Below are 22,026 nucleotides of genomic sequence, written 5' to 3'. Positions count from 1 at the left end.
GACGCCATTCCTGCACAGTCTATGCTTATGGAAAGGTTTCTATGAGCAGGTTTCTAATGAGAGAGAAAACGTGAAAGCAGATATTGAAACACTCGCAACAGGGCTAGGTCATCCAGAAGGTCCTGACATTTTGCCTGATGGCCGTATCGTGATGGTAGAAACATTTACAAGTAGAATTATTGCTTGGTCACCGACACGAGGAATTCATGATTACGCGAACTGTGGTGGTGGACCGAATGCTTGCAGACTAGGTTCAGATGGAGCTGTATATATAACGCAAAATGGTGGCACGGCTGGTACATGGAGAGCGAAAGTTATGTCAGTACCTTCTATCCAGAAGGCTTGGCCAGATGGCAGCGTCGAAATCATTGTTGAGCAAATTGATGGATATAAATTACAAGCCCCAAATGATTTGAGCTTTGGACCTGATGGACGACTTTACTTTACAGATCCAGCAGATTACGACCCAGAAGATAGAGGACTGGGTCGCATATTTGCGGTAAATCCTGATGGCACTGGCGAACTTTTAGATGAGATTCCCGCAGCGTTCCCCAATGGCATTGTTGCAGAAGCGGGTGGCACCATTGTTTGGGTAGATTCATATGAAGGCGGTGTATATCGATTGCGTCCAGGTGGGAAATCAGAGAAGATTGCGCAGTTACCTGAAGGTCACGTCCCTGATGGTCTGAAAATTGATGTAAATGAAAATCTATGGATTACTACTTATACAGGTGGAGGTGTAGACATCATTAAGCCAGATGGAACTTATATTGATTTTCTTAAAACTGGGGGCGTCCCCCTCAATTGCGTCTTTGAAGGAGAAAACTTAATCATCACCGATTTTGGCGATATTGACACTATTTCAGTTGCTGAACCCATGGAAGGAAGACTCTGGAGGATTCCGGTCGGAGTCAGAGGGATGGAACTCTTTCGAGGTGCAATAGCATGAGCGATTCCTTTGACCCAATGTTCTCTGTACAAGGCAAAATCGTGCTGATTTCAGGTGCTGGAAACGGACTGGGAAGAGCAATCGCCATTGGTTTAGCTGCTCGCGGCGCAAAAGTAGGCGCCCTCGATTTTGCTTCAGATCAAGTACAAGAAGTCTGTGATGAAATTATTTCTCAGGGTGGAATCGCAACTCCGCTTGTTGCCGATGTGAGAGATACAGCTGCGCTCGCAAGTTGTTTAGAAAAGTTAATCGAGAAATTTGGAGTTCCAGAAATTGTTATTGCGGCGGCTGGAATAAATCGGCGTGGTACTGCCGTAGAAATGCTCGATAAGGATTGGCAAGATGTTATTGATGTCAATTTAACCGGATCATGGAATCTTGTGCGGCTGGCAGCGGCAGAGATGATCAAGGCTAAAGTGCAAGGTTCGATGATTTTCATCTCCTCAGTTGCAAGCCTGGTAGGAATCACAACCGGGATTGCGAATTACTCTGCCAGCAAAGGTGGCATTAACTCTCTTACGCGCACCTTGGCGATGGAGTGGGCAACCTTGGGAATCCGAGTCAACGCAATTGCGCCGACTCATTTTCGAACCCCAATGTTGGAGAAGGCAATTTCATTAAATCCAGAAGGCGCTGAATATTTCACAAGAAATATTCCATTAGGGCGACTGGGTCAACCAGAAGAACTGGTCGGGACAATCGTCTACTTGTCTTCGGCCGCATCAAGTATGGTCACCGGAATAGTCTTAGCCGTAGATGGTGGACATACCGCACGATAAAGAAGGTTAACGATTCTCACTATGTCCAAGTAGTGGACATTGGCCCTGAGATCTCTAATTTTTTATCCACTATCCATATATCTCTTCCCATTTTTCTATGCTGGGAGTACTATTTGGAAACGATACCAACGGGGAATATGGCAGAAATATTTTCCAACAACGAAAAGGGTTCCTATGAAAATTGTAAAAGTTGAGCCAATCCCCGTCGCATATCCTGAACCCAACGACTTTAATGCTGAGCGATACCTCTGCCTGGTAAAAATCACTACCGATGATGGTCTCGTTGGCTGGGGTGAATCCATCACACAATTTAAAGAAGCAAATTTTGCAGTTGCAGCTCTCATAGAGGGACTCTCCGAGTTCGTTATCGGAAAGTCTCCGATTGATAATCAGGCAATCTGGACTTCAATTCGCGAACGCTATTGGTGGTATGGATACCGTGGCGGCTTAGCAGCATATGCACTTTCTGCAATTGATATCGCACTCTGGGATCTTAAAGGTAAGGCTCTGAATGCAAGTTTGCTTGATTTACTCGGCGGACCTGTGCACGAGAAACTCCCGGCTATTGCTTCTGGTCATGCTCACGACTCATCAATTCCGGCAATGGCTGAACAAGCTAAGGGATGGCTTGCAACTGGAATGCAAGGAGTGAAAGTCGGATTTGGTAAGCGCGGGAATGCACATCTTGGATACGAACACGATCGCGATGTTGAGTATGTAAAGCAGATGCGTGAAGCACTTGGTCCAGATAAGAAGCTCATTATTGATCTTGGCTATGCAATTAAATGGGATGTTGCAACTGCGGTAAAGCGCGTGCAAGCATTTGATGAGTACAACATTGATTGGATTGAGGAACCACTCGGTGCTTGGGACCCTGAGGGTTATCGAACACTTCGCGATAAGACTAAAACTCTCATCGCTTACGGAGAGCGCGAATGGAATGTTGCTGGTTATGAGGCAATTATTGCGACTGGCACATGCGATGTATTTGGTATTGATCCTGGCCGCGTAGAAGGTGTCACAGGCTTTACAAAGATTGTCTCTCGCATTGAATCAGCAAAGCGACAGGCCAACGCTCACGCTTGGTCATCTGCAATCGTCTCGGCGGCAAGTATTGCGGTCAGCTTTAGTAGCTTGGCCTTTAAGCTCTTTGAATTTAAGCCACTTGCTAACCCGATGCAAAATGATCTCGTTAAGACCCCGCTAACCCATACAGATGGCTGGGTCTACCCACCATCCGGGCCAGGACTAGGTATCGAAATCAACGAGGATGTAGTTAATAAGTATCGCCAGAAGAAGTAAGTTTTTCTAGAAAGCGCATCGGTTTTACTGGTCGAAGAATGGCTAGTTGTGAATCTGAGCAACTCTTTCTAATAAACGCTCTGCAACTTTCTTAGATGCTTCATCAATCATGAGGCCGTCAAGATTAGTAGCACCTGATGATGCCTTAAATGCGTCAATAATTTCTTTTGCATGTGCAATCTCTGCCGGACTCGGTGTAAAAGCTTCATTGACCAGCGCGATTTGATTTGGATGAATCACCCATTTTCCATCAACACCTAAAGCGCGGGCCGTACGGGCAGAGCTCGAAAGGCCGGCATCATCGGTGATTTGAAAGTAAGGCCCATCGTAGGCAGTCTTTGCGTGCGCATGCGCTGCAATCACAACTTGCATGAGTGGCCATTGCAGTGCGTTCGCTGCTTCCGCCCAAGGAGTTCCAGGATTACTACTTGGCATTCCTGCTGAAGCCATGAAATCTGCTGGCCCAAAGGCAAGGGAGATCACTTGCGGATGAGATGCAATCTGTGGCGCATTGATGAGCCCCATCGCACTTTCAATTTGTACTTCAAGTTGCATATTGGCCGGAAGTTTAGCCGCCCAGCTCTTTACGTCCTCCAGGCTATGTATTTTAGGAAGAATAACTGAACTAAGAGGTTGTGGATTAAAACCACAGATGAGATCAATATCGGCTTTGGCAAAGGTGCTTGAGAGTTCATTAACACGGAGTGAAATTTTCTTTTTACTCTCAACTTTGCTCAGAAAATCCTTAAGGTATGCGCGAGCCGCTACTTTATCTGCGGGCGTAACAGAATCTTCCAGGTCAAGAATTATCTGATCGCAATCGAGCGTCAGAGCCTTTTCCACCATCTTTGGCTGGCTAGCAGGCACGCAGAGCAATGAACGCATGTTGCTTAGTCTAGAGGCAGCGGGCTTACGAAGGAAGGAAAATCTTCTGAGTAATCGATGCCGAAATCATTTCACGTAGTTGCGCTAAGCCCGAGACTTCTCCAGCAGCAATAGCCTGCATACCTATATTTCCTAGGAGAGTAGCTTCTACTGCGCCAGTAATAACTTTCTTTCTGGTGACATCAGCGGTCAATTGATTGAGGAAATCATTGGCGCTGCCTCCACCCACTACATAAATGAGATCAAATGAATGGCCTTCCACCTCTTCAAAATCAGAAATTACCTGATCATAAGCAGCAGCCAAACTGTCAAAAATACAACGTGCATACTCCGCCGGAGTATTGGGAACTGGTGCGTTATTTGCAATGCAATACTCGGCAATACGGCCGACCATGTTTCCGGCAGCCAAAAAGATATGATCGTTAGGATTGATAAGAAAGGAATTGGCAGGCACCTTCTGCGCCGCGGCAACGAGTTCTTCGACTTTGATATCTAATCCTTGGGCAGCCCAGTCTCGCTGACATTCTGATAGCAACCACATTCCAGCCACATTACGCAAGGACCGCACAGTTGCCTGCACACCTAATTCATTTGTTAAATCGATTTCAAATGCTTCATTGGAAGTATTTGCTTGCGATTTCTCGTAACCAACCAGAGACCATGTTCCACTTGAGATGTAAATGGATTTCTCCGGATGAGTCATGGGTACGGCTGCAACGGCCGATGCGGTGTCGTGTGAACCCACTGCCACCACTTGAATCCCGTCGAGTTCTCCATGGCCCTTAATCTTGCTTAAAAATGCTCCCGCTTCATGGAGTGCGGGAAAAATTCTCTTGGGGAGATCTAATTCTGCAATCAAATCCCAATCCCAATCGCGCGTTATAGGATTAAGTAATTGAGTAGTAGATGCATTAGTTACCTCCTGCGTCGCACTTCCGCAGAGGAAATAATTAAGTGCATCGGGAAGCATTAGAAATTGAAAAGCACCATCAAATTCATCAATTGAGAGCCCAGCGATTAATTGATAAATTGTGTTAAAGGTGAGAAATTGGATTCCAGTACTTTTATAGATTCGCTCTTTGCCAACTAGCTTGGTCGTATCTTCCATAACTCCTTCGAGTCGTAAATTTCGATAGGAAAAAACTCTTTTGTTAAGCGATCCATCGCTATTAAGAAGTTGGTAATCCACACCCCAAGAATCAACGGCCACTGATGTTAAGGGATATTTCTTCGCCGCCATATTCAGCCCTACAAGAACTTCTTCTTGAAGCTTGGACCAGTTCCAAAGAAGACCATCTACAGGATCATCAATAGGGTCATTGGTAAAACGGTGAATAACTTCGAAGGAGATTTTTCCATCCGAAATAGTCCCAACTGCCACACGGCCGCTGGTTGCACCTAAATCAATCGCTGCGTAAGAAGCCATAGTTAGCGCAGGAATGCACTCGCTACACCGCTATCAACCGGGATATGTGACCCTGTTGTCAGTGGTAAATCTCCTGCAACAAATGCAAATGCCGCTGCAGCAATGTGTGATGGAAGGACCTCAAGTTTTAAGATGCTGCGCTGGGCATAGAACGCACCAAGCTTCTCTTCTTCAACGCCATAGACGGCAGCGCGATTTGCGCCCCATCCACTAGCGAAAATTCCAGAACCTTGCACAACACCGTCTGGGTTAATTCCATTAACCCGAATTCCATACTCACCGAGCTCAGCAGCTAGCAGTCTCACTTGATGAGCTTGATCTGCCTTGGTCGCGCCGTATGCAACATTGTTAGGACCGGCAAAGACGGCATTCTTTGAAGCAATGTAGAGAATATTTCCAGCCATCTTCTGCACAATCATTGCCTTTGCAACTTCGCGTGAGAATAAGAATGAACCACGAGCCATCACATTATGTTGAAGATCCCAGTCACTAACAGTTGTATCAACTAAAGATTTAGAGAGTGAGAGCCCGGCATTGTTGACCAAGATATCTATTCCACCGAATGCCAGTGTTGTGGCATTTACTGCAGCAGCAACTTGATCTTCAAGTGTGACATCGACACCCACGGCGAGTAATCGCTCAGAATTACCCATTTCAGCTATGAGCTTCTTTGCACCTTCTAGATCGCGGTCTGCAATTGCAACACAAGCACCCTCATCAAAGTAGCGCTGAACAATTGCGCGTCCGATTCCTGATGCACCACCTGTCACAATTGCGATTTGTCCGGCAAGTGCCTTTGGCTTAGGCATGCGACGAAGCTTTGCTTCTTCAAGATCCCAGTATTCGATGCGAAACTTTTCGAGTTCTGAGATTGGTGCATATGTTGAGAGAGCTTCAGCTCCACGCATCACATTGATGGCGTTGACATAAAACTCTCCTGCAACACGAGCTGTCTGCTTATCTTTGCCGTAAGAAAACATGCCGATTCCTGGAACCAGAATAATTAGTGGATCTGCCCCACGTATTGCCGGAGATTCCTTGGTTGCATGACGGTTGTAGTAAGCCGAGTAACTCGCGCGATACTCCTCATGCAAAGTGCGAATACGAGCGGTTACTTGCTCAAGATCAGCACCTGGCTCTGTATCAAGGACCATAGGGGAGACCTTGGTACGTAAGAAGTGATCAGGACATGATGTGCCTAAGGCAGCGAGTTTTTGCAGTGACTGGCTGGCGATGAAATCTAAAACTACATCTGAGTCGGTGAAGTGACCAACCATGCGTGCATCCTGTGAAGCCACGCCTCGCAGTATTGGAGAGAGTTGTGCGGCGCGTGCCCTACGTTCTGCTTCCGCAAGCGCCTTGTACTTAGCGATACTTGCACCAAATGGTTCTGATTTGCCATTTGCCTTAATGAAATCTTCTGCCTTCTTTATGGCATCAAGTGAGCGCTTCTCGCACTCATCAGAAGTATCAGCCCATGTTGTTAAGCCATGGCCACCAAGAATGCACCCTTTAGCGTTCGGGTTCTCTGCGGCAATCTTTGCGATATCCAATCCAAGTTGAAACCCAGGTCGGCGCCAATCCACCCAGAGAATTTCATCCCCAAAACATTTTTTGGTGATAGCAGGACCATCGGCGGAGGTGGCAAAGGCAATGATTGAATCTGGATGTAAATGATCAACATGTAACTTATCAACCAAACCGTGCATCGAGGTATCAATGCTCGGCGCTGCTCCACCTTTACCAAAGAGGCAGTAGTCAAATAGTGCAACCATTTCATCCTCGCGTTGCTCACCAGGATAAACATTTTTAAGCTCATGAACTTTATCGGTATATAAAACTGCTATTCCTTCTTCTTTGAGAGTACCGAGATCACCACCGGAACCCTTGACAAAGATAAGCGAGGTTGGCTTACCGGAAATTGGATCAGTAATCGTTGCCTTCGCAGAGGTATTGCCACCGGCATAGTTAGTTACTTTTGGGTCGGCACCTAAACGATTAGAACGAGAAATCAGTTCGTTAACTGCAGGAGTTAACTCAGATAGCTTTTTAATTATGCACCCCACCCAGCTTGATTGCCGCCGACTCGTGAATCAGCAATTTTCTTTAGATAACCAGAGGCTTTAAATGCCTTCATAGGATTGGGATCAATTCCCTTATCGCTGCGCCACTCTTCAAGAAGTGGACGGACATCAGTGTTATAGGCATCCATCAGGACACCGTTTGCCTCAAGCACATCACCTGCAGCTTGCGCAGCTTCAAGTGCACCCTGGTCAACTAATAGCGCCTTTGCAGCAGCCTCTTGAACATTGAGAATTGAGCGAATTTGCCCAGGAATTTTCGCCTCGATGTTGTGGCATTGATCTAGCACAAATGAAACGGGCGTTCCGACATCGAATCCGCCGTTGATGTTGACTTCGTGCAGAATGCGGAATAACTGGAATGGATCTGCGGCTCCAACAATCAAATCATCATCAGCGTAGAAACGTGAATTGAAATCGAATGCACCAAGCTTCTTTGCTCGAAGTAAGAAGGCCACGATGAATTCAATATTTGTTCCAGGAGCATGGTGTCCAGTATCAACGCAGACCATTGCGCGCTCGCCAAGTTGTAGACAGTGAGCGTAGGAAGTTCCCCAGTCAGGAATATCAGTGGTGTAGAAAGAAGGCTCAAAGAACTTGTATTCAACAAGCATTCTCTGATTGCCTTTGAGGTGACTATAAGTTTCGTGAAGTGATTCAGATAAACGATCTTGACGAGAGCTGATGTTGTCTTGGCCCGGATAGTTGGTGCCATCTGCAAACCACAACTTCAAATCTTGTGACCCAGTGATATCCATGATTTCAATGCACTCTAGAAGGTGGCGGACTGCTTTCTCGCGAATCTTCTTATCGGGATGACAGACTGACCCCAGCTTGTAATCATCGTCTTGGAAGGTATTGGAGTTAATTGTTCCAAGCACCACACCTAGATCTTTTGCGTGCTTGGCAAATTTTGCGTAATCCTCAACCTTGTCCCAAGGAATGTGTAGGGCAACGCTGTGAGCAGCACCGGTGTACTTATGTACCTGGGCGGCATCTTCTACTTTTTCAAAAGGGTCACGAGGAACACCCGGTTGACCAAAAACTTTAAATCGTGTTCCAGAATTTCCGTATGCCCATGATGGAGTTTCGATTTGTAGTCGGTCAAGAACTTTCTTAACGTCCGCCTTTGATGCCATGCCGTGCTCCTCTAGTAGTGGATGTAATAGAATTTATTGAAGAAAAAAGACTTGCTCAAGCTTGATAAATCCCTGATCTGCATTAACGCCTTCAAGATTTTCAAAGAATGGTGCCATATCTTTCTGCCATTTCTCGTTAATCTCAGTCTTTCCCATCCCTGCTAGCGCCGCCTCTAAATTAAGTGTTTCGAAATATCCAAAAAGTGAGCCATCAGCACGATCGAGGAAGATGGAGTAGTTGGTCCAACCAGTAGAGCGAAGAGCGTCGAGCATCTCGGGCCAGACTTCTGTATGTCTGCGCACATACTCATTCATCATCTCTTTACGTACTTTGAGACGAAATGCGACTCTCTCCATAGAATTCTCCTTGAACCGTTTTAAGCAGTTAGCTAAGGCTATTCATTGAGTTTAAGGGCGTCAATTGAGCGCGAAAAGAGAATCTGTTCAAAAGGCAAAGTAGCCAGACTCGCTCTAAATCCTGTATCGTTTCAAGTGTTCAATAGATTTTGTTCAATTCTAGGGAGATCTTTGTGGCAAGTATCAGAGATGTGGCCAAAGCCGCCGGCGTCTCTTTGGGCACCGTCTCTAATGCGATTAATCGCCCAGAGGTATTGGCACCACTGACTCTGCGTAAAGTGCAAAAAGTTATTGAAGAAATGGGCTTTGTTCCGAATGCATCCGCCCGCAATCTGCGCGCTGGACGAAATCGCGTCATTGGATTAATTGTCCCTGACATTTCTAATCCATTCTTCACCGCGCTAGCCATGGGTGTAAACGATGCTGCCTTTGCCGCAAAGTATGTTGTGATTTTATGTAATACAGATGAGAGCACTGATAAAGAGAGCCAGTATTTAGAGGTACTCAGCGCTCAAAATGTAGAGGGAATTTTGATTACACCAGCCAGAGAGACTATTAGGGCTCTGGCAAAAGTTGCCGAAAAGGGAATTCGCTTGGCTCTAGTTGATCGTCCTGCGCTCGGTTTGCAAGCATGTAGCGTTGCAGTAAACGATTCATATGGTGGTTCGCTGGCGCTCACTCACCTACACGAACTAGGGCACCGCAAAATTTTATTGCTCACCGGAAGTGAAGATATTCCACAAGTTGCCGATCGCAACACCGGAATTAGAGATTCTATGAAAGAAATCCCGGCTAACCAACTCCCTCAGATTATGGAACTTCGCCTGGATTCTATGAGCGCTTCAAATGCATACGATGCGATGATGAAGAAGATTGAATCAGGTGTTGATTTCACAGGAATCATCTGTGGCAATGACTTGATCGCACTCGGTGCCATCCGCGCCTTGCGCGAAAAAAATATTGCGGTTCCAGAAGATGTCTCTGTTATCGGATATGACGATATAGATTTTGCGGGCAGCGCCAACGTTCCCCTCACTTCAATATCACAACCCGCTTATGAACTCGGTTTTGCAGCGGCTGAATTGATTATTTCAGAGTGCGAAAACCCCGAGCGCCATGTTCATCAACGCATTGAATTCCAGCCACGTTTAGTAGTTCGTTCTTCTACCGCCCCTACTAAATCCCACCGTGCAAATTTGCGAATTTCCTAACTGAGTAAGAAACTGGGCATCGATGTCAAGATTTAAGGTAGCAATCGTCGGCGCGGGTCCTGCTGGCTACTTTGCAGCCCAAGCTCTGCAAAACTTGCAGAGCGATGAACTTCAATTTTCTATTGACATGATTGAACGTTTACCAACGCCTTGGGGTTTAGTGCGTAGTGGTGTGGCCCCGGATCATCCAAAAATTAAGACCGTATCGAAAGTATTTGAGAAAATTGCTGTGGAACCAGGCTTTAGGCTATTTGCAAATGTTGAACTCGGCTCAGATCTGACGATTGAACAACTCAAAGAGAAGTACGACGCGGTCATAATCGCTACCGGGTCTGCAGTTGGCAAGAAGCTTGGCATTCCTGGAGAAGATCTACCAGGCTCCATGTCTGCGGCCACCTTCGTGCCTTGGTATAACTCCCACCCAGATTTCAAAGATCACACTATTGATTTGAGTTGCGATACAGCCGTTGTCATCGGCGCTGGCAATGTGGCCATGGATGTGGCGCGCATCTTGGCGCTTGAACCCAGTGAACTTGATCCAACTGATACTGCAGATCACGCAATTGATTCATTTAAAGCAAGCGCCGTGCGCAAGGTAGTCATCAGCGCTCGCCGCGGAGCTGAGCATGCCGCCTTCACATCACCTGAGCTACGTGATCTGCCAAAACTTGAACATACCAATGTGATAATGAATAAGTCAGATATTTCTGATGCTATTTCGCGTGCAGGAGATGAACCTGCAAAAGATGTGAAGAGCAATCTTGATGCCATGTTGTTGATTGCTGAAAAAGAAGCGACCAACCACGAGCGCACGATTACCTTCCAATTTCTAGCCACCCCTATTGAGATTAAAGGCGCTGGCCGCGTTGAAGAGGTTGTATTTCAGAAGACGGGCAGTGATGAGATATTTAGCATCAAGTGCGGCCTCGTGATTACCGCCATTGGTTATGAAGCAACAGCGCTAGCGGGTGTGCCCTATGAGAAGGGCAAGGTAGTAAATACTGATGGTCGAGTACATGAGAACGTCTATGTTGTTGGTTGGGCTAAGCGTGGTCCGTCAGGTGTGATTGGTACCAATAAATCAGATGCAGCAGATGTCATGAAATTACTAGTCGATGATTTAACTACTCCCAAGAGCGCGGGTGATATCACCGATGTAATTACACATAACAGAGTTGTCACCCAAGCTCATTGGCAGGTAATAAATCAGGCTGAAGTAGCAGCAGGTGAACCGCTGGGTAAACCGCGTCGCAAGGCCGTTGATCGCGAGGAGCTCTTAAGACTCGGTAGGCTGTAGTACGTGCGATTTATCAACCAGCCGATTTATGATCTGACTTACGACGATGTATTTATGGTTCCAAGCCATTCCGAACTTACTAGCCGTTTAGAGGTAGACCTTTCTTCACGCGATGGTAGTGGTACAACAATCCCGCTTGTTGTTGCAAATATGACAGCAATTGCCGGCCGCCGAATGGCAGAGACAGTGGCAAGACGTGGTGGCCTAGTTGTCATTCCGCAAGATATTCCAATTCCGGTTGTTGCAGAGGTCATTGCATCGGTGAAAGCTCGCCATACATTTTTTGAAACTCCCATCACGCTGACTCTCAAAGAGACTGTGGCTGATGCAGCATCACTTATTCATAAGCGAGCACATGGGGCCATCATCATCGTCGATGGCACAAAGCCTGTGGGAATCGTGACTGAGGAAGATTTAGCGGGCGTTGATCGCTTTACTCAACTCAGCCAGGTCATGACGCAAGAGCTAACAAGCATGCCCGAGACCTTAGATCCGCGTCAGGCGTTTGACTTCCTGCATGAGCGCCTGCGCACTGTCGCCCCAGTAGTTTCGGCAAAAGGTGACCTCGTTGGAATAGTTACCAAAGTGGGTGCACTACGCGCAACGTTATATTCGCCAGCAATTGATAAGAAGAACAGATTACGTATTGCGGCAGCCGTTGGTATTAATGGCGATGTAGCTGATAAAGCGGCAAAGTTAGTTGCGGCAGGAGCTGACGTACTTGTCGTTGATACCGCCCATGGTCATCAGAAGAAGATGATCGAAGCGCTGCAGAGCATTAAGAAACTAAACCTTGGGGTACCAATCGTTGCCGGCAATGTTGTTACCGCCGATGGTGTTCGCGACTTGGTTGCAGCTGGCGCTGACATTATTAAGGTCGGAGTTGGACCAGGTGCCATGTGCACAACGCGCATGCAGACAGGTGTTGGCCGACCACAGTTTTCAGCAGTTCTTGAATGTGCTACCGAGGCAAAAAAGTTAGGTGCACACGTCTGGGCCGATGGCGGAGTTCGCCATCCTCGCGATGTTGCACTGGCGCTCGCGGCAGGTGCATCGCAAGTAATGATTGGTTCTTGGTTTGCTGGCACATATGAATCACCTGGAGATCTGATGCGTGATAGTTCAGGGCGTGCATATAAAGAATCATTTGGAATGGCATCAAAGCGCGCGGTTAGTGCCCGCACTTCACAGGAAGATGCATTTGATCGCGCCCGGAAATCACTTTTTGAAGAAGGCATCTCATCTTCCCGAATGTTCCTTGATCCAATTCGTCCAGGAGTTGAAGACCTCATCGATGAAATCATTTCTGGACTTCGTTCTTCTTGCACGTACGCAGGTGCTAAGAACCTAGAAGAGTTTGCAGACCGCGCGGTTGTGGGAATTCAATCTGCCTCTGGTTATGCAGAGGGACGCCCACTGAATCAAAGTTGGCGCAGTTAAGCATTAATTTCTGCTCGTTTTAAGCGTTTTTCAGTAGCGAGAAAAGCCTGTAGTATTCGTTTTCGCAATACACAATTTAATAGGCGTGCGTAGCTCAACGGATAGAGCATCTGACTACGGATCAGAAGGTTAGGGGTTCGAATCCCTTCGCGCGCACAAGTTAAGCTATCGGTGCCTTTCACACCGGGGGCTTTTCTTTTTCAACCTCTGAATGCATTCGCAAACTTGTGGAAATTCTCAACAAGTAAATCAATTTCAGGCAAGCGATGTGCCTTAGGTATTCTGAAATGACTATGCTGAGCATATGAGACTTCGCTCATCTGTGAAACTCTAACTATCTGGTGTGACGCAAAATAAATCAAATCTCGGGAGACAAATTATGCAGTTACTCTACGAAATACTTTTAAGGTTAGTGGGTGTAGCGTAATGAAAATACTCGTGCTGGGCGCTGGTTGGCGAGTTCAAAATGACGTACTTCCAGCACTCATTGGTTGTGGAGTAAGCCCTGAAGACATTGCTATTGTGAGGAGAAAACCAAGTAGCGTCCCGGGACATGAAGCGATTGAATGTTTCTCGAACATTTCGGAATTACCCCAAGATTTTATTTCCGATTCCATACTGCTCTGCAGTCTCCCAACAGGAGAAGTTTTTCAAATGTTGTCCACAATTCTAACTAAAGGTAAGCCAGCCTCGATTCTTGTTGACACTCCCATTTCAATGATTCAATCCGAGTTAAAATCACTCGAATGGCTTTATCAGATTCAATTTAATGTCCTCGAGGACTCTGTGTTAATTCCCTGGCTTGACGACATAAAAGACCTTAAACCGGCGGTTGTATTCATTAAACACGGGCTTTACTACTACCACGGGACTGCCTTGATGTCTTATGTCGCTAACCGAAAATTGTTTCGCATTTCCCCATGGTCGCTTTCGGACTCCTTCCCCTGGATTTTTCTTGATTCTCGGTTACGTGCGTATATTATTTGGGGAAGTAAGAATCCAAATAAGGCTGGTGGTTTTGTGCTTTCAACTTTTGGTAGGCTCGTGCGCGATTCCAATTTTGTTTCTACACGTACAGTAGACTACGCAAAAGGCGTGCTAGGGGAATCTTTTGAATCAATTGGATCAGATGGCTCCCTTACTCGGAGCTCGCCACTGAGCAGCATGGATGAGTGGAAACGAATTGGCTTAATGCTTGGCCTCCGCAAGTTGATTTTTTCCAAGGAAATGGCATTTCCTTCAATTGATGAAGCAATTGTTTTCGAACAACTTTCCTGCTGGGATCAATCTCATTTGATTATCCCGCGGATTTTTCGAAAAGCTCGAAAGCTAATTGTTTCCGTACCAGGGGGAAAAATGCTCATAAAAGGTATTCGATTCATACGCAACTTTAAGAATTAACTCAAAACTAGGGTCAGGTCCAAAATCTTATAAGTGCTTCCGACCGAGCAGCTTATCTACGGTAACAACCGCTATAGCAAGCGTCGCCATGGTGGGGTGGGTCGCAGAAGCCCGAGGTAAGATCCCAGCACTGATTGGATACACGTTTGGCAATGAAGAAATTTCTGCCGGGTGGGTGCCACTGGGGTGATTACTTGTCTGCAGATCTTCAATATTCAGGCCTTGCCTTTGAACAACGTTTTCCACTCCCGGCATAGCATCAATACAAGAGAGTAACCACTTTCCGTATCGAATAATTAAATTCCATTCATCAGATGAGATGTCAAAATCGATTCTAATTCCTGGAATTCTAGGAGTGAAGCCTTCGTCCGTTTCCAGACTGATACCTCTCTCCGGACTGTTTGGCGATTCAATAAATAGGTTTATGTCAGCTTCGACAGACCCTTTACTTGAGTCACCGTTACTCTTCATCCCATAAAATTCAGAGTCACCACGTGGATTTCGGAAGGATACTCGAGGCCCACCGTGGTTTATATTAGTAAAATAAATAAAACCTCGAAGAGAGTCAAATTCTTTGGGCTGATTTGAAATAGACCATCTAGGCCAAAGGCGCGAGCCATCCTGATTTTCCGAATAATCAATTAGTGGCGCCCATTGAAACAATCCCGAGAATTTAACAGATCCTAATTTAATAGTGAGGTGATCTGACAGATTTCTACCAAGGGCTGCTAAATCCCCATTTTCCGTCGATTTCACGGAATTCATTAGAAGTCTTGTAGTCTCAATGGTTCCTAAGCACACGAAGACACGTTTGGCGCGAACTTCAAACTCATCTGTTTCGCCGAATCGAATCATGCGCACAGTTACAAATTCGCCTGAATCCTCTAAACTCAGCGCAATTGCGTTCTTTATAAATTTGACACCTGGGCTTGACTTTAAGTTTTTAGAATTTTTCTTCATTTTTGAATCTTTTACAACGTATGCGTAGCAAAGTTCGAATACTTGGGAATCAAAATTTGAATCGCTAGATGGATTATTCTCAACCGGGACATTCTTTATGAAATCGAATCCATTGATTTCAAGCATCTCGGAAACAATTTTGTAGCCAGGCTCCATATTTGACCACATTAGAGAATCGGGTGAGGGACGACTGAGGTCTTTCAATGGAAATCCCATGCACGCACCACCCCAATGAAATTTTGACCCACCAAAAAGGCTTGGCATTTCACGTACATTTTTGAAGTCGACATTTGAATTTACAACCGTTGACGCGCGAAGCGCTGGCAATCCTTGCCCCGAATCGACAGTTACTACTTCGCAGCCTGCTGCCGCGAGTCGCTCTGTAACTACTATCCCTACGGGCCCAGCGCCTAAAACTAGGTTTTGTATCATGCAATGATTGTATTCCACCCTGTTGCATCTGGAAAAGTTGGATATTCATCCAAGCCTGTTGAGGTATTTGTCGTCGTGTCCTGTGAGCAACAAATCGAACTCTGGTCCGATGGTTGAGAATGCACCTGCTATGTTGCATTCATGTTTCTACTCATTGGGGTGGAGATACTTCTCCACTCAGATAGCAAAAAACTTTGTTTAAATCTTTGCTTTCAAATTGCTTTCAATCACACAGATTAAGCCTGAAACTTGGAGAACCAGTGAGAGCGTCTCCACGCTTAATTGCGGCAAAAGAACGAAGAACTAGATACTTAGAGATACGCTGAGACCAGCGTGAAGAGAAACTACGGATCAGAAGGTTAGGGGTTCGAATCCCTTCGCGCGCACAAGTTAAGCCTCGAGTGCCTTTCACACTTGGGGCTTTTCTTCTTTACGCTCTTATTGCTTTAGCAAACTCTCGGAAATCTTCAACAAGTAAATCAATTTCAGCCTGGCCATGTGCCAGTGAAATTAACCATTGCTCATCAAGTCCTGGCGGAGTGATGATTCCGCGGTTGAGGGCGAATAACCAATGTGCTTCTGCGATACCAAAGTCAGTTGCTTTGTAGTCACGATAGTTGCGAACTGGTGTTGTTGACCAGGTAACGCAGCCCTTCACACCAAAACCGACAGTATGTGCTGGAAGTTGGTATTCATCGATAATCTGACCGATGCGAGTTAGTGCTTGCAGGTTCAACTCTTCAGCTGCTGCGAGTGCCTCATCGGTACAAATACGATCTATGGCACGGACACCCGCCATTGCAAGCGGGTTACCGTTAAATGTTCCAAAGTGTGCCATTTTTCCGTTGCTGACAAAGTCCATGTATTTCTTCTTGCCACCGAAGGCGGCAAGTGGAAGTCCGCCACCTATAGATTTTGCAAGAGTGATGAGATCTGGCTTTACGCCGAGTCGAGCAGATGCACCGTGTGCACCCGCTGTGAGTCCAGTTTTCACTTCATCAAAGATCAGGATGACGTTGTATTGATCGCAGAGTTCACGAACTCGCTCGAGATAACCTGCATCAGGAAGAACAATTGCAATGTTCTCTAGAACAGGCTCGACGATGAAGCAGGCAATTTTATTTGCGTTGCTTGCAAACATACGCTCGAGGGCTTCAATGTTATTAAATGGAACGACATAGATATCTCCGGGCACCAGATTTGAATCAATATAAGGAGTTGGCTCTTCAGCGTCTCCAGCTTCTGCAACCGGTGGCTTGGAAGAAACTACAAATGGGTCATAGCTACCGTGGTAGCCACCCTCAATTTTTAGAATGCCCATCTTCTGGGTCGCAGAGCGGGCAACTCGGACGGCATACATCGTTGATTCGGTGCCTGAATTGGTAAATCGAACTTGGTCGATTCCAAAGCGCTTACAGATTCGCTCTGCTGCATCAGTTGAGGTTGGGGAGGGAGTCACAAAGAGCATGCCTTGTTTCAGGGAGGCTTCAATCTCTTCAATCACAATTGGGTTCAGGTGGCCGGCGAGCATTGCGCCAAAGCCCATAGAGAGGTCGAGTAATTGGCGACCGTCGACATCGGTCATATATGCGCCCTTGGCCGATGAGATGGAGATTGGGTAGGGATCCCAGTGCTGGAAGCTAGAGGTGACGCCAAGTGGCAGTGAGTTAAATGCCCGCTTGCTCTCAGTCTCAGATGCTTTGGTGCCTTGTGTGAATAATTCCCATTCAGCCTTAAGTACAGAAGCTACTTTTTCTGGCGAAACTGGAGTTGATGTGGACGGTACGTATCGGTGTGTTGCTGCATGTTGCGATTGGATCGCTGCTTGTGTAGTCATTGTAAAGCTGTACGGCAAATGTTTCTGATTTAGAAACCGTTTGAGAAGTACTCTCCTTTGGTTTTGCGAATGAACGCAACCCAATTATCTATGAAGTGGTGAAAACTTGCAACTAATGCGTGTTTCAGCGAGTTTTACGCACGAATTATCTGGATTGCATTCAAAACAATAATTCCTACCGCCACGATAATTCCAAGATACTTTGCGGGTAAACGGCCAACTAGGCGCGCTGCAACTGGGGCGGCAATGACTCCACCAAGTGCCAATCCGCCAACTGTTGACCAATTAATATCAATGCGCCCAATCTGTGCCAAGAATCCGGCAGAAGCAGAAAGTGCAACGACAAATTCTGCTGCACTCACTGTTCCGATAACTTTACGAGGTTCAGTCGTTGTCGTTGTCATCAGAGTTGGCGTAACAATTGGGCCCCAACCTCCACCACCTGATGCATCAACAAATCCACCAGTGAAACCAAGGTAGGTGAGAAAACGCGGATTTTTTATCTCCAACAAATTAGTTTGTGGTTCGGTCTTAAATACATTGCGATAGAGAAGTAAGAAACCCAAGAAAAGTAAGAGGGTGGAAATGAATATCTTTGAACTAGATAGATCAATAAATGTAAGGAATGTGGCCCCTAAGAACGCGCCAATTCCTCCTGGAATAGCCAACCTGAGAAGAATCTTCTTATCTATATTCTCAGCATGCCAGTGAGAAGCACCGGATGCGAGAGTCGTACCAATTTCAGCGATATGAACAGCGGTAGAGGCAACCACTGCAGATGCCCCTAGCGTGACCAAGAGAGTCGAACTTGTGAGTCCAAAACCCATTCCCAGAGAGCCATCAATTAACTGAGCTGCTGACCCTACGAGGGCAAAGAGAAGCCAATTCATAACAGAATCTTAATTATTTTCTCCACATTGTCTGCAACTGACGCGGTTCCATCAAGGTGCAAATCTGGAGCGAGAGGTCTTTCATAGTCTTGTCCCACACCAGTGAAGTTTGGAATCTGTCCAGCAGCAGATTTCTTATATAAACCTTTTGGATCTCGGGAACGACATGTTTCAACTGGTGTATCAACAAAAACTTCCAGGAACTCACCATCGTCAAAGATACTCTTTGCGCGCTGTCGGTCGACCTCAAATGGACTCACCAGAGCGGTAATGACAATAAGGCCAGCATCAACCATTAGCTTTGCAACCTCAGATACTCGTCGCACATTCTCGGCGCGATCTTCTGGTGTAAATCCGAGATCCATATTTAGGCCTAATCGTAAGTTGTCACCATCTAAAACATACGCGTGAGCACCTGAAGCAAACAGCCGTTGCTCTAGCGCATTAGCAATTGTTGACTTACCTGAACCTGAAAGACCGGTGAGCCAAATTACGCGCGCTTTCTGAGACTTTTGGACCCCACGTTGGGCTTTTGTTATTTCATAATCCTGGTGCGTAACGTTCGAGGCGCGTCGAAGAGAGTGACGGACCATTCCAGCACCAACTGTTTTTAAGGTCAGTCGGTCGACAAGAATGAAATTACCAAATTCTCTCGAATCCGTATAAGGTCGCATGACTACTGGGATATCTGTGGCTACTTCAACATCGCCAATTTCATTCATCTGTAGAACATCTGAAGAGATATGTTCACCCGTATTTACATCAATCTTGTGGCGGATTTTTGTAACAATTGCCGGGGTCGTGGTTGCGCCACTCACCAGTAAGTAAGAACGACTATGTATGAGGGGTTCTTCATTGAGCCAGACAATGTGGGCAGCTAAGCGATCAGAAGGTATTAAATCTTCAGTTGACTGGGCAATGATGTCTCCACGGGTTGCATCAACTTCAGGCGTTAGTACCAAAGTGACTGCCGAATCAGTGGGGGCGTGCTCGCTCTCCTCATTAAAGGTAACTATCGAGGAAATCTTTGCCTTCTGCATGCTCGGAAAAATCGTAACTTCATCACCTTTACTGAAACTTCCACGACGGACAGTTCCTGAAACCCCGCGAAAATTTTCAGCTCGAGCAATCATCTGAATCCGCATCAACCCCCGTGCTTCATGGTCAACTGGTTCGCTCCAGTCTTGGATGCTCTCAATAAGGGTTTTTCCTGAATACCAGTTCATATTTTCGCTGCGGAAAACAACATTATCGCCCGCCAACGCACTCAGCGGGATGATGTGAACATCTGTGAGCTCAAGCCGATCGATAGTTTTCTGAATCTCGGCTGAGATGTCATCAAAGACTTTCTTATCAAAACCGACAGCATCTAATTTATTGATGGCAACAATTACTCGGGAAACGCCCATCAAAGAACAGATTGTTAAGTGGCGCAACGTCTGTGTGCGCACGCCCTTGATTCCATCAACTAAAACCAGTGCTATATCTGCACGTGATGCTGCAACCACCATGTTACGTGTGTACTGCTCATGGCCTGGAGCATCGCTGATAATTAGTCGTTTACCATCCAAAAGATTCATTGATCGATAAGCGACATCGATAGTAATTCCTTGTTCGCGCTCAGCTTCAAGCCCATCAGTCAGAAGGCTGAAGTCAATTTCTCCAGCAGGGATAGTCGAACCTGTGCGACGTACTTTCCTTGCCGCGCCGACTGTGTCGTGCGGGATGCTATCTGTTTCAACTAATAGGCGGCCAATGAGAGTTGATTTACCATCATCGACACTGCCACAGGTTAAGAGGCGAACAATTGCACCGGACATTAGAAGTACCCCTCGGACTTCTTCTTCTCCATAGAATCTTCATTATCGCCGTCAATTAATCGGGTGGCACGTTCACTAAGCTTTACTTGCAAGACTTCTTCAACGACATCCTCAATAGTGAGAGCATTGGATTCAACAGCTGCGGTGAGTGGATAACAGCCCAGCGTGCGAAAGCGAACCTGCTTCATAAATGGAGTTTCACCATCTTGCAAGGGGTAACGATCATCATCGACCATTATTAATTGTTCACCACGTTTGACTACTGGTCGTTCTTTGGCGAAGTACAGTGGATTTACTTCAATGCCCTCCTGCAGGATGTAATGCCAAATGTCATTTTCGGTCCAGTCAGAAATTGGAAAGACGCGCATAGTCTGCCCTGGGCCTAGCCGAGTGTTATATGTGTTCCACAGTTCAGGGCGTTGTTCGCGCGGATTCCAACGATGGCCAGGATCTCGAACGCTAAAGATTCTCTCTTTCGCCCGGCTCTTCTCTTCATCTCTACGTGAACCACCAATGGCAGCATCAAAACCATGGAAATCAAGTGCTTCACGTAGGGCAACAGTCTTCATCACACGGGTGTATTCGGAAATTCCAGTAGTAAATGGGTTGATATTTGCATCCACGCCAGCTTGATTTGTATGCACAATAAGTTTCGAATTGGTTTGCGCAACCACTCGATCTCTAAAAGCAATCATCTCTTTAAACTTCCACGTGGTATCTATATGTAGCAATGGGAATGGAATAGCTGCCGGATAGAAAGCTTTACGAGCAAGGTGTAGAAGTACCGTCGAATCCTTACCGATTGAATACATCATGACCGGTTTACGGAAACCCACAGCCGTTTCACGGAAAATCTCTATCGATTCGTTTTCGAGTTCTTTAAGGATGCGTGACTTTATACTCATGAGCCCACTCGTGGAAATGTGAAGTCTGCATGACTCTTACCCATTGATACAAGAAAATCATCTTGAACCTTGCTCGAGCGATCTTGCTTTACTGTTGTCGGCGCAAGAGTTAACTTATCCCAATCTGAGAAGCCAGGAAATGCTGCAAAACTCTGTATCTCTCGTACCTTTTCCGGGTTATGTAAATCATCGAAATCAACATCAAGAATCTGGCAACCTTGCGCTTTAGCGAATTTCACGTAGCGAGTATAAAAGTCTGTAAAGTCATTTGTAAATCTCTTGAGCTCATTTGCATCAAGATTAATCACTAAGTCAGAAGTAGAAGCTGTATGCCATTTGCCGCTGGCATTTGCTTTCTTATGCGATACAAAACGGTCCAGATGATTTCTACGCAAGAAAATAATGTGCGGCTTGAACTCGGAGATCAGTGATTCCAATTCCTTATCAGGAAGGTGTTGAGGAAATATCTTGATGACGTGAATTCCAGGAATCTTCTTGATTGCACTCAAGGTTTTTCGAGAATCAAGAGATGTTGTTTCGAACTTGTTATAGGACCATTTCTTACGTTGCTGTTTTAGATTTTGTGAATATCTAAATGAAAAGAATGGATAGTGGCGATTAATCTTTTCAATATTCTTATTCCATGCATTGAAGATGAAGAATTCACCGTAGTAATGAAATCCCACCTGATCATTTGAGAGCAAACTGCCAATTGCATGGGTGCCAGAGCGGGGGAATGAGAGCACAAAGACTATTTTTGATTGCACTTGGATGGCTTTGCGAAGGTAATTGACTACGAAATAGGGAAGTAGCGCCCTGACATTAAGGAGAAACTTCTTTATTGAGGGCATTTTACCTTCGGTAGACACTTTAGAATCTTATCAGTCCAAGTTTTGAACATTGATAGTCTTACCC

Annotated in this window: 18 protein-coding genes and 1 tRNA gene; 8 read left to right on the top strand and 11 right to left on the bottom strand. The window is 46.0% G+C overall.

All coding sequences use genetic code 11. From position 1 onward, the window contains the following. Positions 1-70: 70 nt before the first annotated feature. The 3 genes from A1sIA79_RS06535 (at position 71) to A1sIA79_RS06525 (ending at position 3,030) form a co-directional block, all read left to right on the top strand. Positions 71-949: an SMP-30/gluconolactonase/LRE family protein gene (locus tag A1sIA79_RS06535; protein ID WP_095675380.1), complete on the top strand. Its 879-nt coding sequence runs from the start codon at positions 71-73 to the stop codon at positions 947-949. Continuing rightward, on the top strand, positions 946-1,728 hold the full coding sequence (locus A1sIA79_RS06530; protein WP_095675379.1) for an SDR family NAD(P)-dependent oxidoreductase: 783 nt from the start codon (positions 946-948) through the stop codon (positions 1,726-1,728). Before A1sIA79_RS06535 ends, A1sIA79_RS06530 begins: the two co-directional genes overlap by 4 nt. Positions 1,729-1,902: 174 nt before the next feature. Next, the gene (locus A1sIA79_RS06525) at positions 1,903-3,030 is read left to right on the top strand and encodes a mandelate racemase/muconate lactonizing enzyme family protein (RefSeq protein WP_095675378.1); all 1,128 of its coding nucleotides are present in this window, start codon (positions 1,903-1,905) and stop codon (positions 3,028-3,030) included. Between the two features lie 42 nt (positions 3,031-3,072). Here A1sIA79_RS06525 and A1sIA79_RS06520 read toward each other — a convergent pair whose 3' ends face one another. Genes A1sIA79_RS06520 through A1sIA79_RS06500 form a run of 5 tightly spaced genes read right to left on the bottom strand, consistent with a single transcriptional unit; the run spans position 3,073 to position 8,918 of the window. Further along, entirely contained in the window at positions 3,073-3,915 is an 843-nt protein-coding gene (locus A1sIA79_RS06520; protein ID WP_095675377.1) for an HpcH/HpaI aldolase/citrate lyase family protein, read from the bottom strand. Between the two features lie 25 nt (positions 3,916-3,940). Further along, a complete protein-coding gene (locus A1sIA79_RS06515) occupies positions 3,941-5,341 on the bottom strand; it encodes a rhamnulokinase (RefSeq protein ID WP_095675376.1) in 1,401 nt (466 codons plus the stop codon). Between the two features lie 2 nt (positions 5,342-5,343). Continuing rightward, positions 5,344-7,407: a bifunctional aldolase/short-chain dehydrogenase gene (locus A1sIA79_RS06510; RefSeq protein ID WP_223298348.1), complete on the bottom strand. Its 2,064-nt coding sequence runs from the start codon at positions 7,405-7,407 to the stop codon at positions 5,344-5,346. Continuing rightward, positions 7,395-8,561, bottom strand: coding sequence for an L-rhamnose isomerase (gene rhaI / locus A1sIA79_RS06505; protein ID WP_095675375.1), 1,167 nt, complete (start codon positions 8,559-8,561; stop codon positions 7,395-7,397). Before rhaI ends, A1sIA79_RS06510 begins: the two co-directional genes overlap by 13 nt. 33 nt (positions 8,562-8,594) lie before the next feature. Continuing rightward, complete coding sequence (locus A1sIA79_RS06500) at positions 8,595-8,918, bottom strand: L-rhamnose mutarotase (RefSeq protein WP_095675374.1); 324 nt, start codon at positions 8,916-8,918, stop codon at positions 8,595-8,597. A gap of 173 nt (positions 8,919-9,091) precedes the next feature. On the opposite strand from A1sIA79_RS06500, the gene A1sIA79_RS06495 reads away from it, so the two are divergent. The 5 genes from A1sIA79_RS06495 (at position 9,092) to A1sIA79_RS06475 (ending at position 14,267) form a co-directional block, all read left to right on the top strand. Then, positions 9,092-10,129 carry a substrate-binding domain-containing protein gene (locus A1sIA79_RS06495; protein ID WP_150122983.1) on the top strand — a complete coding sequence of 346 codons (1,038 nt, stop codon included), beginning with the start codon at positions 9,092-9,094 and terminating at the stop codon, positions 10,127-10,129. A 22-nt stretch (positions 10,130-10,151) separates the two neighbouring features. Next, complete coding sequence (locus A1sIA79_RS06490; protein WP_095675372.1) at positions 10,152-11,426, top strand: FAD-dependent oxidoreductase; 1,275 nt, start codon at positions 10,152-10,154, stop codon at positions 11,424-11,426. Between the two features lie 3 nt (positions 11,427-11,429). Then, on the top strand, positions 11,430-12,866 hold the full coding sequence (locus A1sIA79_RS06485) for a GuaB1 family IMP dehydrogenase-related protein (RefSeq protein ID WP_095675371.1): 1,437 nt from the start codon (positions 11,430-11,432) through the stop codon (positions 12,864-12,866). 83 nt (positions 12,867-12,949) lie between these two features. Continuing rightward, positions 12,950-13,022: transfer RNA gene (locus A1sIA79_RS06480), tRNA-Arg, on the top strand. A gap of 270 nt (positions 13,023-13,292) precedes the next feature. Beyond that, positions 13,293-14,267, top strand: coding sequence for a hypothetical protein (locus tag A1sIA79_RS06475; protein ID WP_095675370.1), 975 nt, complete (start codon positions 13,293-13,295; stop codon positions 14,265-14,267). Between the two features lie 27 nt (positions 14,268-14,294). Here the strand turns inward: A1sIA79_RS06475 and A1sIA79_RS06470 are convergent, their stop codons facing one another. The 6 genes from A1sIA79_RS06470 to A1sIA79_RS06445 form a co-directional block, all read right to left on the bottom strand. After that, entirely contained in the window at positions 14,295-15,659 is a 1,365-nt protein-coding gene (locus A1sIA79_RS06470; RefSeq protein ID WP_095675369.1) for a GMC family oxidoreductase, read from the bottom strand. Between the two features lie 430 nt (positions 15,660-16,089). Continuing rightward, positions 16,090-17,496 carry an aspartate aminotransferase family protein gene (locus A1sIA79_RS06465; RefSeq protein WP_095675368.1) on the bottom strand — a complete coding sequence of 469 codons (1,407 nt, stop codon included), beginning with the start codon at positions 17,494-17,496 and terminating at the stop codon, positions 16,090-16,092. 134 nt (positions 17,497-17,630) lie between these two features. Beyond that, entirely contained in the window at positions 17,631-18,386 is a 756-nt protein-coding gene (locus A1sIA79_RS06460) for a sulfite exporter TauE/SafE family protein (RefSeq protein ID WP_095675367.1), read from the bottom strand. Continuing rightward, a complete protein-coding gene (cysC, locus tag A1sIA79_RS06455) occupies positions 18,383-20,206 on the bottom strand; it encodes an adenylyl-sulfate kinase (RefSeq protein ID WP_095675366.1) in 1,824 nt (607 codons plus the stop codon). The genes A1sIA79_RS06460 and cysC overlap by 4 nt, the downstream gene beginning before the upstream one ends. After that, complete coding sequence (cysD, locus tag A1sIA79_RS06450; RefSeq protein ID WP_095675365.1) at positions 20,206-21,111, bottom strand: sulfate adenylyltransferase subunit CysD; 906 nt, start codon at positions 21,109-21,111, stop codon at positions 20,206-20,208. The genes cysC and cysD overlap by 1 nt, the downstream gene beginning before the upstream one ends. Then, positions 21,108-21,980, bottom strand: coding sequence for a sulfotransferase (locus tag A1sIA79_RS06445; protein ID WP_095675364.1), 873 nt, complete (start codon positions 21,978-21,980; stop codon positions 21,108-21,110). The genes cysD and A1sIA79_RS06445 overlap by 4 nt, the downstream gene beginning before the upstream one ends. Positions 21,981-22,026: the final 46 nt, after the last annotated feature.

This window comes from Candidatus Planktophila versatilis (assembly GCF_002288105.1).
Lineage (GTDB): Bacteria > Actinomycetota > Actinomycetes > Nanopelagicales > Nanopelagicaceae > Planktophila > Planktophila versatilis.
Note: the sequence above shows the minus strand (reverse complement) of the source record. Positions and strands in the feature narration are given on the sequence as shown.